This is a genomic window from Halomonas borealis (assembly GCF_004798905.1).
In the GTDB taxonomy this organism is placed as follows: Bacteria; Pseudomonadota; Gammaproteobacteria; order Pseudomonadales; family Halomonadaceae; genus Halomonas; species Halomonas borealis.
The window spans coordinates 322,341-336,300 of sequence record NZ_SDMO01000001.1 but is presented as its reverse complement, the minus strand read 5'-3'; the positions used below and the strand labels follow the sequence as shown (position 1 = coordinate 336,300).

Genomic DNA, 13,960 nt, shown 5'->3' with positions numbered 1-13,960 from the left:
CGAGTCGCGTCGGCCGCGGGGACCGTCACCCCAGGCGATGGCCGGCCAGGAAGCGCTCGTCCAGCCGGCGTTTCCAGCGCCAGGCCAGTGTCCCGCCCCACCATAGCCCGCCGCGGATGGCCAGCGCCTGGCCACGGCCCAGGTCGAGGATCGATAACGCTTGGGCCTGGGGGCAATAGGTATTCAGCGCCTCGCCCTGCCACCAGGCGGCGAGATTGGCGCGCAGCACGGGGGCCTGGCGCACGCCGTAGACGCCGAGGCGTGGCAGCGGGTGATCGATCAGGGCCGCGCAGTCGCCGGTGGCGAAGACCCAGGAGGCGGCGGGGCTCTGCAGGGTTTCGGTGATCGCCAGGCCCCGGCCCGGTAGCATCGGCAGGCCGAGCGCCCCGAGGGCTGGCGGTGGCACCAGGCCGGCGGCATGCACCACGTGATCCGCCGCGACGAAGCGGGGGCCACCTGTGCCCGCAGGCGGCTCGGTCGGCGTCGCCATGATGCCGCCGGGGCAGTGCTCGGATAGCTCGAGCCCCGTGTCGATCGCGATGCGCCGCCGGGCGAGGCGGCGGTGCAGCCAGCGCATCGCTCCCGCGGGCGCGCCGGGTAGCAGGTCCGGCGCGCGGGTCAACAGTCGAATGTCCGGGTCGGCGCCGTGTCGGTCGGCCAGGGCACGCAACTGACAGGCGATCTCTACGCCGCTGGCGCCGCCGCCGACGACCAGCAGGCGAGGATGCTGGCCGGCGTCGAACGCCCGCACCAGCCGCCGACGTAATGCCACCAGGCGTGGGATGGGCTTGACCGGCCAGACGCCGGGCCCCTCGGGGTGTGCGGGCGGGAGGTCCACCGTCGAGCCCATGTTGAGCGAGATGGCCGAGACGGCCAGGCGACGGCCATCGGCCAGCACGGCCTCGCGGGCATCGAGGTCGAGCCCCGCGAGCCGCCCGCGGATGCCCTCGATGCCGTGGTGTCGGGCTAGGTCCATGGGCTCGAGCCGATCCGCCGGTGGCGGGAATTGGCCGCCCAGTACGCCGCTGGCCATGCCGGAATACCAGAAGCCGCCGGGGTCGAGCAGCATCACCCGAGGCATGGGGAGCCGATGACGCTGTGCGATCAGGTGCAGATGCGCATGCCCCGCCCCCACCAGTAACAGCGGGGCGTCGGCATCGGGCGCCGGTTGCGGGGCGTCAGTCATCAGCGTTCGAGGGCGCGCGGCGTTGCCAGGCCGACCAACTGTACAGGGCGAGCCCGGCCCAGATGATCAGGAAGGTGACCAGCTGTACCGGACGCAGCGGTTCGTCGAACACGAACAGGGCGATCAGGAACTGGATGCTGGGGTTGAGATACATCAAGAACCCCAGGGTGGCCAGGCGCAGGCGCCGGGCGGCGCCGGCGAAGGCCAGTAGCGGCAACGCGGTGATCACCCCGCAGGCCAGCAGCAGCAGGGTGGTGCGGGGCGTGTCGAGGAAGTGTGAGGCGCCGGCCTGGCTGAGCGCACCGAGGGCCAGCAGGCCCAGGGGCAGCAGCAGCAGGGTCTCGACGAGCAGCCCCGAGAGGCCGTCCAGCGGCACCTGCTTGCGCAGCAGGCCGTAGGTGCCGAAGCTCAGCGCCAGGACCAGGCTGATCCAGGGCAGGGTGCCGATCAGCACCAGCTGGAAGGCGATGGCCACCCCGGCCAGGGCGACGGCCACGCCCTGCAGGCGGCTCATGCGCTCGCGTAGCACCAGCATGCCCAGGGCCACGTTGACCAGCGGCGTCAGGAAGTAGCCGAGACTCGCCTGCAGGACATGATGGGTCTCGACGGCATAGATGTAGAGCCCCCAGTTGGCGGCGATCAGCACCGCACAGGCCAGCACGCGCCCCAGGCGTCGCGGCTGGGCGAGGGCCTTGCGTACCGGGCGCCAGCGGCCCAGCAGGGTGGCCACGATGGCCAGGAACAGGCACGACCACAGCACCCGGTGGACCAGGATCTCGTAGGCGGGGATGCCGTCGAAGAGGGCGAAGAACAGCGGGAAGCAGCCCCACATCAGGTAGGCGGCCAGGCCGTATCCCACGCCCTGGGTGGCCCGGTTATCGCGATCCATCGATGACATCGTGACGTTCCTTATCCATAAAGCGCTAGCCTATCATGCGTGTTCCAGGGGTGCGTGATGGCTGCGCCGCCGGGCACTCTCGTTTAGGCTATGGGGTTGTATCGATCCCCATGGAGTCCTCGATGAGCGAACTCAGAACGACCCTGGTGCAGGCCGACCTGCGCTGGGAAGACCCCGAGGCCAATTGCCGGATGCTGGAGGCGTCGTTGGGCGAGCTCGGCGGCGATGACACCGACCTGATCGTGCTGCCCGAGATGTTTGCCACCGGCTTCACCATGAACTCCCGCGAGATGGCCGAACCGATGGCCGAGAGTGCCACCGTCGCCTGGCTGCGGGATCAGGCGATGCGACGCGGCTGCGTGGTCACCGGCAGCGTGGCGGTAGTGGAAGACGGCGAGTACTTCAACCGCCTGGTCTGGGCGCGCCCCGACGGCAGCCTGGCGCATTACGACAAACGCCACCTGTTTCGCATGGCCGGTGAGCATGAGCGCTACGCCATGGGCCACGAGCGGGTGATCGTCGAGCTGAAGGGATTCCGCATCCTGCTCAGCGTCTGCTATGACCTGCGCTTCCCGGTGTGGTTGCGCCAGCAGCCCGCCGGCGACGAACCCTTCGAATACGATGCCTTGTTGTGCGTGGCCAACTGGCCGGCGCCGCGCCGCCACCCCTGGCGGGTGCTGCTGCAGGCGCGCGCCGTGGAGAACCTGTGCCCGGTGATCGGCGTCAATCGCGTCGGCGAGGACGCCAAGGGCCTGCCCTATGCCGGCGACTCGATGCTGGTGGATGCCAAGGGCGAGCCGCTGATCGATGAGCCGCGCGATACCCCCTTCGTCAAGACGGCCAGCCTGTCGCTGGATGAATTGCGCGCCTTCCGCGAGAAGTTTCCGGCCTGGCGTGATGCCGATCATTTCGGACTTTCCGATGGGGTGGGCGCCTGATGCGACTGGATCGATTCCTCTCCGAGAGCACCGAGATGACCCGCAGCCTGTCCAAGCGAGCGCTGCTGCGCGGCGAGGTCGAGGTCAATGGCGAGCGCGAGAAGAAGGCCGCGCGCCATCTCGCGGCCGACGACCGCGTCACCTGGAACGGCGAGCGGCTTGCATTGGTCGGGCTGCGCTACGTGATGCTCCACAAGCCCGAAGGCGTGGAGTGCACGGCGCGCCGCGGGCTCTATCCGCGGGCGGTGGAGCTGATCGAACTGCCCAAGGTCGAGCGCCTGCAGACGGTCGGACGCCTCGATGTGGAGACCACTGGCCTGCTGCTGCTCAGTGACGACGGCCAGTGGTCGCATCGTGTCACCTCGCCGCGTCGTGGCAGCGCCAAGGTCTACCGCGCGACCCTGGCGCGCCCCCTGGAAGGTGGCGAGGCCGAGCGTGCGGTGGCGGCCTTCGCCGAGGGTATCCTGCTCGAGGGCGATAACGCGCCGACCCGGCCCGCCGAGCTCGAAATGCTCGATTCCCTAGAGGCCCGGCTGACCGTCCATGAGGGGCGCTATCACCAGGTGCGGCGCATGTTCGCGGCCATCGGCAACCACGTCGAGGCGTTGCACCGTGAGTCGGTAGGGCCTCTGGTGCTGGATGCCGACCTGGCGCCCGGCGAGTGGCGCGAGCTCACGGCCGACGAGATCGCGGCCTTCTAGATGGCGGATTCAGCATGGATCGTGAGTCGGCCTTGTCCTCTCCATGATTCATCGGCTCAGCTCAAGTTCGTCAAGCACAACGGCGAGCCGTTGCCGGCTGGCTCCGTCCAATGCCTTGAGCGGCAATGGGAGGGCGGGATGCTTGACGAGCCCCTGCAATTCGGCGGCGGCCGTGATGACGCGCAGGCTGCCGCCCTGCTGGCGGAACAATGACCATAGCGGTTGCAAGCGTTCAGACAGGCGCGTGGCTTCGTGCCTGTCGCCGGCCTGTGCGGCGCGGGTGATGGCCAGCGCGGTTCTGGGGAACAGGCCCCCGATCACCGAATACCAGGCCTCGCACCCGGCATTCAGCCCTGTGGCGGCGAAGGCATCCCCGCTGACGCCGAGCGTCACGTGCGATGGAAGCAGCCCGCGCAGGCGCTCGATATGCGCCTTGGCGGCCTCGGGAGTCGCCGGAACACCGGGGATCTTGATGGAGCGTACGTTCGGAAGGTGAGCGACCCGCCCATACAGTTCGTCGTCGAAGGTGAAATGTGTCGTGCCGGGATTGTCATACACGCATAGCGGTACGGAGAGGGCGTGAGAGGCGCTGGCATAGAGCTCGAAGACCTCATCGCTGGTGAGCTTCTGGTACGACACAGGGGCTAGCAGCACCCCGCTTGCTCCCGCGTCTTGAGCATCTGCGGCCAGGGCCAGCACATCGCCTGTGCGCAGGGCGCCGATACCGACCATCACCGGCACGTCGCCCGCGTGCCTTACCGCCAGTCGCGCAACACGTGCCCGTTCGGCGCGCGTGAGATAGGCATAGCAGCCCGTCGACCCCAGGACGCCAATGGCATCGACGCCTGCCTCTGCGAGGCGCTCGATGAGCCGGATGAAGGCCGCCTCGTCGATGCCATTCTCATCCATGGGGGTCAAGGGAAAGGCGCTGAGACCGGAGAACATGACCGCTTATCCTTATGTCATGGGAAGGGGAAAACTGCTGTTTGTGTGTTTCTGGGCCTGGAGGGTTCCACCTGACCGCCCGGGCACGCCGTGCCATCGCTCATCCGCTGGGGCAGCCCCCCATCGAGGAACGGTATCATCGTGATGACGGCTTGTCCGCGTGAGTAGTGTGAGGTCGGGCATGCCATTTATACCGTTATCTATCTTGGCCATCCCGCCATATACACCAGCCTTGTGCGAATCATCGTCTTCAGGCCTGAGGAGAGAGGTCGGCAGCGTCGACCAGGCCGCGAGTGTAGGCCGTCTGCGGCCTCGTCAGCACGGCCTCGCAGTCGCCTTGCTCGATGAGCTCGCCATCCTTGAGCACCAGAAGACGATGGGCCATGGCGCGCACCACCGCGAGGTCGTGGCTGATGAACAGGTAGCTCATCCCGCGCTGACGCTGGAGTTCGCGCAGCAGGGTGACCAGCTGCTTCTGCACGGTGCGATCCAGCGCCGAGGTCGGCTCGTCGAGCACCAGCAGCGAGGGCTCGAGGATGATCGCCCGAGCCACGGCGATGCGTTGGCGCTGGCCGCCCGAGAACTCATGAGGGTAGCGGGCGCCACATTCTTCGGGTAGGCCGACCTCGCGCAGGGTCTCGCGCACGCGGCGCGACACCTCGGCAGCATCCAGTTCCGGATGATGAAAGCGCAGCCCTTCACTGACGATCTCCGCCACCGGCAGGCGCGGCGACAGCGAACCATAGGGATCCTGGAATACCACCTGGAAGCGCCGTCGCCGCCGGCGCAGGGCCTCGCCGTGCAGGCGGTCGAGGCGTTCGCCGGCAAAGGTGATCTCACCGTCACTCTGCTGGAGGCGCAGCAGCGCCAGCGCCAGGGTGGTCTTGCCGGAACCGGACTCGCCGACGATGCCTAGCGTCTCGCCCGGGGCGAGGGTCAGGTCCAGTGGCTTGACCGCCTCGAAGGCCGGTGGGCGGCGCCCGAACAGCGGCTTCGGCCGCGGGAAGCGGATGCCGAGCCGCCGAACGTCGAGCAGTGGGGACTGCTTGGGCACCGGCGCGGGGCGACCGCTGGGGTCGGCGGCCAGCAGTTCGCGGGTGTAGGGGCTCTCGGGGGCGGCGAACACGCGCTCCACCGGGCCGGTTTCCTGGGCGTGTCCGTGACGCATGACGCAGACGCGATCGGCGTGGCGGCGCACCAGGTTGAGGTCGTGGGTGATGAACAGCATGCCCATGCCGTGGCGGTCGCGCAGCTCGGCGAGCAGCGCGAGTATCTCGCGTTGCACGGTGACATCCAGCGCGGTGGTCGGTTCGTCGGCGATCAGCAGTCGCGGATGGTTGGCGATGGCCATGGCGATCATCACCCGCTGCCGCTGCCCGCCCGAGAGCTGGTGAGGCCAGGCGTCGAGCAGTTCCTCCGCGCGTGGTAGCCGCACCTGTTCGAGCAACTCTCGGGTGCGTCGCCGCGCGGCCTTGCCGGTGAGCCCCTGATGCAGTCGCAGCGTCTCGGCGATCTGCTTGGCCACGCTATGCAGGGGGTTCAGCGAGGTCATGGGTTCCTGAAACACGAAGCCGACCTGGCCGCCGCGCAGCGCCCGCCAGTCGCGAGCGGACAGCCGGGCGAGATCGGTGTCGCCGAGGCGGCGCGTGCCGCCGATGCGGGCGTCCGGTGGCAGCAGGCCCAGGGCGCCGAGCGCCGAGACCGACTTGCCGGACCCCGACTCGCCGACCAGCGCCAGGGTCTCGCCACGGCGTACCGTCAGCGACAGGTCCTCGACCACCGGGGTCGTGTCGAAGGTGACGGTCAGGTCTTCGAGACGCAGCAGCGTGTCGTCACTCATGGGGGCTCCCGGTGGCGTGCTGGATATGTCGCGGATCGAAGGCGTCGCGCAGGCCTTCGCCGATGAACACCAGCAGCGACAGCATCACTGCCAGCGTCAGGAAGGCGGTGATGCCGAGCCACGGTGCCTGGAGGTTGTTCTTGCCCTGGGCCACCAGCTCGCCCAGTGACGGCGAGCCCGGCGGGAGGCCGAAGCCGAGGAAGTCCAGGGCGGTGAGGGTGGTGATGGCGCCGGTGAACAGGAAGGGAATGAAGGTCAGGGTGGCGACCATGGCATTGGGCAGCACATGGCGGCGCATGATGATCCGCGAGGGTAGCCCCATGGCCTTGGCGGCGCGCACGTACTCGAGGTTGCGCGCGCGCAGGAACTCGGCGCGCACTACGTCGACCAGCCCCAGCCAGGAGAATAGCAGCATGATGCCGAGCAGCCACCACAGGTTGGGCTCGACCAGGCTCGCCAGGATGATCAGCAGGAACAACACCGGCAGGCCGGACCAGATCTCGATCAGCCGCTGGCCGATCAGATCCACCTTGCCACCGAAGTAGCCCTGCACGCCGCCGATCACCACGCCGAGCGCCAGTGAGCCCGCGGTGAGTACCAGGGCGAAGACCACCGACAGGCGGAAGCCGTAGATCACTCGGGCCAGCACATCGCGGCCCTGGTCATCGGTGCCCAGCCAGTGGCGGGCGCTGGGCGGCGAGGGCGCGGGATGATCGAGGGCCTGGTCGAGGGTGTCGTAGGAGAACGGGATCGGCGGCCATAGTAGCCAGCCGTCGGCCTCGATCGCCTCGCGGGTGTAGGGATCGCGGTAGTCGGCGGGGGTGGGCAAGAATCCCCCGAACTCGCTGTCCGGGTAGTCGACCACCAGCGGCGCGTACCAATCGCCCTGGTAGTGGACCAGCAGCGGCGTGTCGTTGGCCACCAGCTCGGCGCCGAGGCTCACCACGAACAGCGCCAGGAACGCCCACAGCGAGACACGGGCGCGGGGATTGCCGCGGAACACCGCCAGGCGGCGGCGGGCGATGGGGGAGAAGCGGTCGGTCAACGCCATGCTCAGGACTCCCGGGTCGCGAAGTCGATGCGGGGGTCGACCCACACATAGGTCAAATCGGAGATCAGCTTCAGGATCAGCCCGATCAGGGTGTAGAGGTAAAGCGTGCCGAAGATCACCGGGTAATCGCGTTGCATCACCGCCTCGAAGCCCAGCAGGCCCAGGCCGTCGAGCGAGAAGATCACCTCGATCAGCAACGAGCCGGTGAAGAAGATCGCCACCAGTGCCGAGGGCAGCCCGGCGATGATGATCAGCATGGCGTTGCGGAAGACGTGGCCGTAGAGCACGCGGCGGTCGCTGGCACCCTTGGCGCGGGCGGTCAGCACGTATTGCTTGTGGATCTCGTCGAGGAAGCTGTTCTTGGTCAGCATGGTGAGGGTGGCGAAGCTGCCGATCGCCGAGGCCAGCACCGGCAGGCTGATATGCCAGAAGTAATCCTTGACCTTGCCCCAGGCGGAGAGGTCGCCGAAGTCCGGCGAGGTCAGGCCGCGCAGCGGGAAGACGTCCCAATAGCTGCCGCCGGCGAACAACACGATCAGCAATATGGCGAACAGGAAGCCAGGGATGGCGTAGCCGACGATCACCAGCCCCGAGCTCCAGACATCGAAACGCGAGCCGTGGCGCAGGGCCTTGCGGATGCCCAGCGGGATCGAGACCCAATAGACCAGCAGGGTGGTCCAGAGGCCCAGCGAGATCGACACCGGTAGCCGCTCGAGCATCAGGGCGGTGACCGGCTCGCCGCGGATGAAGCTGTCGCCGAGATCGAAGGTGGCGTAGTCGACGAGCATGCCGAAGAAGCGCTGGTAGGCGGGCTCGTCGAAGCCGAACTGAGTCTCCAGCCGGTCGATGTAGGCCTGGGGGACGCCGCGGGCGCCGCGCGATTCGCCGCCTCCCACGCTGTCGCCGCCGCCGCCCTCGAGCCGGGTGCTGGCCTGAGACGAGATGCCCTCGAAGCGGGCCAGTAACTGGTCGATGGGGCCGCCCGGGGCGGCCTGGACGATCAGGAAGTTGAGCAGCATGATCCCCAGCAGGGTAGGGATCATCAGCAGCAGGCGGCGCAGTACATAGGCGGCCACGGCGTGTCCTTAACAGTCTGTGCCGGTCGTCGAGTCGGAGCGCGGGGAGGCTCTCCTTCGTCGACGGCCGTTACCGGTGCTGGCGGGCCTCTACCTCGGTGGCGCGCTCGGGTTTCACCCACCAGGCGTCGAGGTCCAGGTTGTACGCGGGGAAAGGCTCCTTCCAGCCGAACTTGTCCCACATCGCGATACGGGTGTTATCCAGGTGCCACTGGGGGATGACGTAGAACCCCCAGCGCAGCACCCGGTCCAGGGCCTGGGCGGCGGTGTCGAGCGCCTCGCGGTTGTCGGCGGCGATCAAGTCGTCGACCAGGGCGTCGATCGCCGGGTCGGCAAGCCCGATCAGGTTGCGGCTCTGTGGGGCCTCGGCGTACTCGCTGCCCCAGAAGTCGCGTTGCTCGTTGCCCGGATTGGCCGACTGGGGGAAGCTTCCCACCACGATGTCGAAGTCGAAGCGACGTAGCCGATTCAGATACTGGTTGACGTCGACCAGCCGAATATCGCCCTGCACGCCGAGTCGCGCGAGGTTGCGCAGCAGCGGTTGCACCACGCGCTCGAACTGGGTGTCGTACAGCAGCACCTCGAGGCTCAGCGGTTTGCCGGTCTCGGCGTTCACCAGGGTGCCGTCGTCACGGTTCTCGTATCCGGCCTCATGGAGCAGGCTCAGCGCCTGGCGCAGGCGGGCACGCATGTCGTCCGGCGTCTCGATGGGCAGCGCCTCGTCGAACACTCGCGCGGGCAGTGCGTCCCGATAGGGGGCAAGCAGGGCCAGCTCGTCGTCGTCGGGCAGGCCTTGCGCGGCCATCTCGGAGCTCTCGAAGTAGCTTTGGGTGCGCTCGTAGGCGCCGTAGAAGAGCTGCTGGTTGAGCCATTCGAAGTCGAAGGCGAGGTTGAGCGCCTCGCGGACCCGTACGTCTTGGAACTTGGCGCGGCGCAGGTTCATCACGTAGGCCTGCATGCCGGCCGGCTGGCCGTCGGGCACCGCCAGGCGCTGGACGAAACCCTCGTTGGCGGCGGGGAAGTCGTAGGCGGTGGCCCACTGGCGGGCGCTGGAGCCGATGCGCAGGTCGAGGTTGCCGGCCTTGAAGGCCTCCAGCGCCACCGTCCGGTCGCGATAGTAGTCGTAGACCAGGCGGTCGATATTGTGGCGGCCGCGGTTGACGGGGAGTTCTCGTCCCCAGTAATCGTCGACGCGTTCATAGACGATGCGTCGGCCGGGATCGACCTGGGCGATGCGGTACGGGCCGGAGCCGAGCAGGTCGTCGCGGGTCGGCTGATCGAAGTCGCGGCCTTGCCAGTAGTGCGCCGGCAGGATGGGTATCTGGCCGAGAATCAGTGGCAGCTCCCGGGACTCGCCGTCGGCGAGGTCGAAGTGCACGGTGTCCTCGTCGATCGCCCGCACATCACGCACGTCGGCATAGTACGCGGCGTAGAAGGGCTGGCCCTGTGCGGTGAGGGTGTCGAAGCTGAAGATCACGTCGGCGGCGGTCACCGGCTCGCCGTCGTGAAAGCGGGCGTCGGGGTCGATGTCGAACTCGATCCACTGGCGCTCGGGATCGAGCCGGATACCCTCGGCCAGCAGGCCGTACATGGTGAAGGGTTCATCGGGGTTGCTGACCATCAGGGTATCGTAGATGGCGTTGAGGCCCGCGGCCGGTGTGCCCTGGGCGATGAAGGGGTTGGTCGAATCGAAGCTGCCGTTGGCGCCACGGGCCAGGGTGCCCCCCACCGGCGCCTCGGGATCGACGTGGCGGAAGTGCTGAAAATCCGCCGGCAGCGCCGGATCGCCGTAAAGCGCCAGGGCATGTCGCGTGGGCACGTCAGCCGGCGCGGTGGCCAGGGCGGGGGTCGCCGCCAGGACCGCCATCAGCGGGACGAACGATCGCATCGGTCAGCATCCTTGTACCAGGTCAGGGGGCGAAGGCCCCCTCATCAACTACCGGAAAGTGTCAGCTGCTGGCCGGGTTGTAAAGCGTTGGGGCTGTCGATGCCGTTCCAGCGCGCCAGGTCGGTGACCGCCACGGCGTGTTCGGAGGCGATGGTGGACAGGGTGTCGCCGCGCCGTACCACATGGATATCGCTCATGGCACCGTCGCTCGCGGCATCGCTATCGAGGGCGGCGAGCAGCGGCTCGGCCCGGTCGGCGGGAACCAGCAGCTCACCGACCTGGCCGGGGCGGGCGGTATCGCCACGCAGGCCGGGGTTCAGGGCGGCCAGCTCACCGGTCGGCACGCCGGCCAGGCTGGCGGCCTCGCCGAGGCGCAGCGTGCGGGTGACCGGCACACGGGCGAAGGCGGGGGTGCCATCGATCCGGGGCAGTTCGACGCCGTAACGTTCGGGCTCGCCGATGATCGCCGCGATGGCCAGTAGCTTGGGCACGTAGTCCATGGTCTCGTTGGGCAGCTCGAGATCCCAGTAATGGCCTTGCTGACCGCCGGCCAGGGCGCGTCGCTGGGCGCGGTTCACGGTGCCGGCGCCGGCATTGTAGGCGGCCAGCGAGAGCTCAATGTTGCCCTCGTACCACTGGTCGGCCTGATACTCGATGTAGTCCAGTGCGGCCTTCGTGGAACGCACCACGTCGAGGCGGCCGTCCCAGCTGCCGGAACGGTTCAGGCCCAGGGCGTCGCCGGTGCGCGGCATGATCTGCCATAGCCCGGCGGCACCGAAGTGGCTACGGGCCTCGGGGTCGAAGGAACTCTCGACGAAGGGCACCAGGGCCAGCTCGCCGGGCAGGTCGCGGGCCTCGACTCGCTCGAGGATCCAGGCCAGCCAGGGGCGGGCACGCTCGGCGATCTCGGCGATGTTATGCGGCTTGGCGCTGTAGGTATCGATCCACTGCTGAACGCGGGCGTGACCGGCACCATCCTGCCACTGATCCTGCCATTGGAAGGTGTCGCGAAGGCGCGACCAGGCGTCGGCCTGCTGCAGCTGAAGGTGGCTCCAGAAGGTCCGGCGGCCTGCCGGTTCGCCGCGGTGTACGGGGGCGAAGCTCGGTGTGTCGGAGGCCAGCTGGCCGGCGGGCAGGGTCGATGCCTTGGTGTAGGCGCCGGCGATCAGGGCGCCGGCCATGGCGAGCGTGCTGGCGAACCCGAGGAGTCGTCGGCGCGAGGTATGATAGGTCATGCAGGGGCCTCCGGGGCGCACGTCGTACTGCCTCGACGGGACAGGGCGTGCACCGGGCGGGGTGAGTCTCAGAAGTCGTCTTTCCAGGCGCGCAGGGTGGCGAAGGTCGCCACGCTATCGGCCGTATCGCCCTGATGGGCGGCCGCCCGACGCACTCCGGCGTCGTCACAGCGCAGGAAAGGATTGATGCGCCGTTCCCGAGCGATGGTGCTGGGCAGGGTAGGGCGCTCGAGCTCCCGAGCTCGCCGGCATTCCTGCTCGGCGCTGTCGATGTCGGGGTTGTCGGGGTCGGCGGCCTTGGCGAAGGCGAGGTTCGCCAGGGTGTACTCGTGGGCCGCGAACACCAGGGTATCCTCGGGCAGCGTCTTGAAACGTGCCAGTGAGGCGTGCATCTGTTCCGGGGTTCCTTCGAACAGACGCCCACAGCCGGCACTGAACAGCGTGTCGCCGCCGAACAGTAGCGGCGGGATGCCGGCAGTGAAGAAGGCGATGTGGTCCAGGGTGTGCCCCGGGACCTCGATGATCTCGAACAGGCGTCCGATCACGCGAATCTCGTCGCCGTCACCGACGCGCTCGTCGATGCCTTCGATGTTTGAGTTGTGCGGGCCGATCACCCGCGGCGCGTAGCGCTTGATCAGCTCGGGCAAACCGCCGACATGGTCCGCATGATGATGCGTCACGAGGATGCTGCCGAGGGTCAGGCCTTCGCGTTCCAGCGCCTCGATGACCGGAGCGGCGTCACCGGGATCCACCACGCAGACGTCGGCACTCGTGTCCTGACGTAGCATCCAGATATAGTTGTCGCGAAAGGCGGTAATCGGTGTCACGCTCAACATGGGTTCGGGGTTCCTCGCGCCGGGCTCGGATCAGACGATCCAACCGGATGGCGCCTTGAATCGGGACGTTGCAAAATCGAGTACTCTGGAGAGATGAACGGATCATGTCAAATGCGCAGGAGGCGATGAACCTGGCGCAGCGCGTGCGCGAGGGGCGTCGCTTCTGGGCGAGCGCCGCCGGGCAGGGCGTGTGGCAGGCCCAGCGGGCCTGCCTGGGGCCGCTCTGCGAACGCTGGTTCGGGACGCATGGGATGGAGCTGGGGCTGGCGCCGCGGCTTGCCGACATGTGCCCGGTACGCCATGCGTTGCGCTGGGCGCCGACCCGGGAGTTGGCCACCGACGACAGTACCCTGGTGTGCCCCCTGGAGGCGCTGCCGCTGCCCGATGGTTGCCTGAGCCTGGTGGTGGTGCATCACCTGTTCGAGATCGCCCCGGACCCTCATGGCCTGCTCCAGGAGGCCGCGCGGGTCACCGCCGATGATGGCCACCTCATCCTCTTCGGCTGGCACCCGCTGGGCCCCAGTGGCTGGCGCCGCGGCTCACCGGGGCGGCGACGTCAGTTGCCCGGGCTGGGACGCTGGCGTACCGCCGGGCGGCTCGCCGACTGGCTGGCGTTTGTCGACTTCGAGGCTCAGCGGGTAGACTACTGCGGCTTTCGTCTGCCCGGCGGCCTGGCGCGTAACGCGCGGCTCGAGACCTTCGGGCGCCGGCATAACCTGCCGCTCGGCGATAGTTACATGATTCATGCGCGGCGCCGGTCCCAACTGGCTCAGCCCAGGCGTGGCCGGGTGGTCTTTCCGACGCCGCTGGCCGGCTCGGCGCTTGGCCATGTCTCGGGGCGGTCCGCCACCGACGAGGGTGATCGAGGGTGACAGACCAACCACAGCCCGGGGCGTTGCCCGAGGTGACGATCTATACCGATGGCGCCTGCCGTGGCAACCCGGGTCCGGGTGGCTGGGGGGCGCTGTTGTGCAGCGGCCCTCACGAGAAGCCGCTCAAGGGTGCCGAAGAGAAGACCACCAATAACCGCATGGAGCTGATGGCGGCCATCATGGCGCTGAAGGCGCTGACCCGGCCTTGCCGGATCGAGCTGTGGACTGACTCCGAATATCTGCGGCGTGGCATCACCGAGTGGATCCATGGCTGGATCAAGCGAGGCTGGAAGACCGCGTCACGGCAGCCGGTCAAGAACGCCGAGTTGTGGCGCGCCCTCCACGAGGAGGCCCAGCGTCATCGTGTCGAATGGCACTGGGTCAAGGGGCACAGTGGCCATCCCGGCAACGAACGCGCCGACACCTTGGCCAACGAAGCCATCGACGAGATGCAGGCGGGGGGCTGAGCCCCGCCTTCAAGAGCACGCCGAACA

Annotated in this window: 13 protein-coding genes; 4 read left to right on the top strand and 9 right to left on the bottom strand. The window is 68.2% G+C overall.

Features of this window, described 5'->3' with window-relative positions:
• Window positions 1–25: 25 nt before the first annotated feature.
• Together ETC07_RS01565 and rarD are read right to left on the bottom strand one after the other, a co-directional pair.
• The gene (locus tag ETC07_RS01565) at window positions 26–1,186 is read right to left on the bottom strand and encodes an FAD-dependent oxidoreductase (RefSeq protein ID WP_136246751.1); all 1,161 of its coding nucleotides are present in this window, start codon (window positions 1,184–1,186) and stop codon (window positions 26–28) included.
• On the bottom strand, window positions 1,179–2,084 hold the full coding sequence (gene rarD, locus ETC07_RS01560; protein ID WP_136246750.1) for an EamA family transporter RarD: 906 nt from the start codon (window positions 2,082–2,084) through the stop codon (window positions 1,179–1,181). The genes ETC07_RS01565 and rarD overlap by 8 nt, the downstream gene beginning before the upstream one ends.
• A gap of 122 nt (window positions 2,085–2,206) precedes the next feature.
• On the opposite strand from rarD, the gene ETC07_RS01555 reads away from it, so the two are divergent.
• Window positions 2,207–3,022: an amidohydrolase gene (locus tag ETC07_RS01555; RefSeq protein ID WP_136246749.1), complete on the top strand. Its 816-nt coding sequence runs from the start codon at window positions 2,207–2,209 to the stop codon at window positions 3,020–3,022.
• On the top strand, window positions 3,022–3,723 hold the full coding sequence (locus ETC07_RS01550; protein ID WP_136246748.1) for a pseudouridine synthase: 702 nt from the start codon (window positions 3,022–3,024) through the stop codon (window positions 3,721–3,723). The genes ETC07_RS01555 and ETC07_RS01550 overlap by 1 nt, the downstream gene beginning before the upstream one ends.
• Window positions 3,724–3,771: 48 nt before the next feature.
• Here the strand turns inward: ETC07_RS01550 and ETC07_RS01545 are convergent, their stop codons facing one another.
• The 7 genes from ETC07_RS01545 to gloB form a co-directional block, all read right to left on the bottom strand.
• A complete protein-coding gene (locus tag ETC07_RS01545; RefSeq protein ID WP_136246747.1) occupies window positions 3,772–4,668 on the bottom strand; it encodes a dihydrodipicolinate synthase family protein in 897 nt (298 codons plus the stop codon).
• A gap of 250 nt (window positions 4,669–4,918) precedes the next feature.
• Window positions 4,919–6,508, bottom strand: a complete 1,590-nt coding sequence (locus tag ETC07_RS01540; RefSeq protein WP_136246746.1) for an ABC transporter ATP-binding protein — start codon at window positions 6,506–6,508, stop codon at window positions 4,919–4,921.
• Complete coding sequence (locus ETC07_RS01535; RefSeq protein WP_136246745.1) at window positions 6,501–7,559, bottom strand: ABC transporter permease; 1,059 nt, start codon at window positions 7,557–7,559, stop codon at window positions 6,501–6,503. The genes ETC07_RS01540 and ETC07_RS01535 overlap by 8 nt, the downstream gene beginning before the upstream one ends.
• Window positions 7,560–7,561: 2 nt before the next feature.
• On the bottom strand, window positions 7,562–8,635 hold the full coding sequence (locus ETC07_RS01530) for a microcin C ABC transporter permease YejB (RefSeq protein ID WP_136246744.1): 1,074 nt from the start codon (window positions 8,633–8,635) through the stop codon (window positions 7,562–7,564).
• Between the two features lie 70 nt (window positions 8,636–8,705).
• Window positions 8,706–10,523 carry an extracellular solute-binding protein gene (locus ETC07_RS01525; protein WP_136246743.1) on the bottom strand — a complete coding sequence of 606 codons (1,818 nt, stop codon included), beginning with the start codon at window positions 10,521–10,523 and terminating at the stop codon, window positions 8,706–8,708.
• Window positions 10,524–10,567: 44 nt separating this feature from the next.
• Window positions 10,568–11,758: a transglycosylase SLT domain-containing protein gene (locus ETC07_RS01520; protein ID WP_136246742.1), complete on the bottom strand. Its 1,191-nt coding sequence runs from the start codon at window positions 11,756–11,758 to the stop codon at window positions 10,568–10,570.
• A gap of 68 nt (window positions 11,759–11,826) precedes the next feature.
• Complete coding sequence (gene gloB / locus ETC07_RS01515) at window positions 11,827–12,594, bottom strand: hydroxyacylglutathione hydrolase (protein ID WP_136246741.1); 768 nt, start codon at window positions 12,592–12,594, stop codon at window positions 11,827–11,829.
• A gap of 104 nt (window positions 12,595–12,698) precedes the next feature.
• On the opposite strand from gloB, the gene ETC07_RS01510 reads away from it, so the two are divergent.
• Both ETC07_RS01510 and rnhA read left to right on the top strand, forming a co-directional pair.
• Complete coding sequence (locus ETC07_RS01510) at window positions 12,699–13,466, top strand: class I SAM-dependent methyltransferase (protein ID WP_168709142.1); 768 nt, start codon at window positions 12,699–12,701, stop codon at window positions 13,464–13,466.
• A complete protein-coding gene (gene rnhA, locus ETC07_RS01505) occupies window positions 13,463–13,933 on the top strand; it encodes a ribonuclease HI (RefSeq protein WP_136246740.1) in 471 nt (156 codons plus the stop codon). The genes ETC07_RS01510 and rnhA overlap by 4 nt, the downstream gene beginning before the upstream one ends.
• Window positions 13,934–13,960 lie beyond the last annotated feature (27 nt).

Coding starts and splice junctions, on each gene's coding strand:
- ETC07_RS01510 (WP_168709142.1), top strand. CDS start 12,699: ATGTCAAATGCGCAGGAGGCGATGAACCTGGCGCAGCGCGTGCGCGAG.
- ETC07_RS01540 (WP_136246746.1), bottom strand. CDS start 6,508: ATGAGTGACGACACGCTGCTGCGTCTCGAAGACCTGACCGTCACCTTC.
- ETC07_RS01535 (WP_136246745.1), bottom strand. CDS start 7,559: ATGGCGTTGACCGACCGCTTCTCCCCCATCGCCCGCCGCCGCCTGGCG.
- ETC07_RS01545 (WP_136246747.1), bottom strand. CDS start 4,668: ATGTTCTCCGGTCTCAGCGCCTTTCCCTTGACCCCCATGGATGAGAAT.
- ETC07_RS01525 (WP_136246743.1), bottom strand. CDS start 10,523: ATGCGATCGTTCGTCCCGCTGATGGCGGTCCTGGCGGCGACCCCCGCC.
- rarD (WP_136246750.1), bottom strand. CDS start 2,084: ATGTCATCGATGGATCGCGATAACCGGGCCACCCAGGGCGTGGGATAC.
- ETC07_RS01550 (WP_136246748.1), top strand. CDS start 3,022: ATGCGACTGGATCGATTCCTCTCCGAGAGCACCGAGATGACCCGCAGC.
- ETC07_RS01565 (WP_136246751.1), bottom strand. CDS start 1,186: ATGACTGACGCCCCGCAACCGGCGCCCGATGCCGACGCCCCGCTGTTA.
- ETC07_RS01520 (WP_136246742.1), bottom strand. CDS start 11,758: ATGACCTATCATACCTCGCGCCGACGACTCCTCGGGTTCGCCAGCACG.
- ETC07_RS01555 (WP_136246749.1), top strand. CDS start 2,207: ATGAGCGAACTCAGAACGACCCTGGTGCAGGCCGACCTGCGCTGGGAA.
- gloB (WP_136246741.1), bottom strand. CDS start 12,594: ATGTTGAGCGTGACACCGATTACCGCCTTTCGCGACAACTATATCTGG.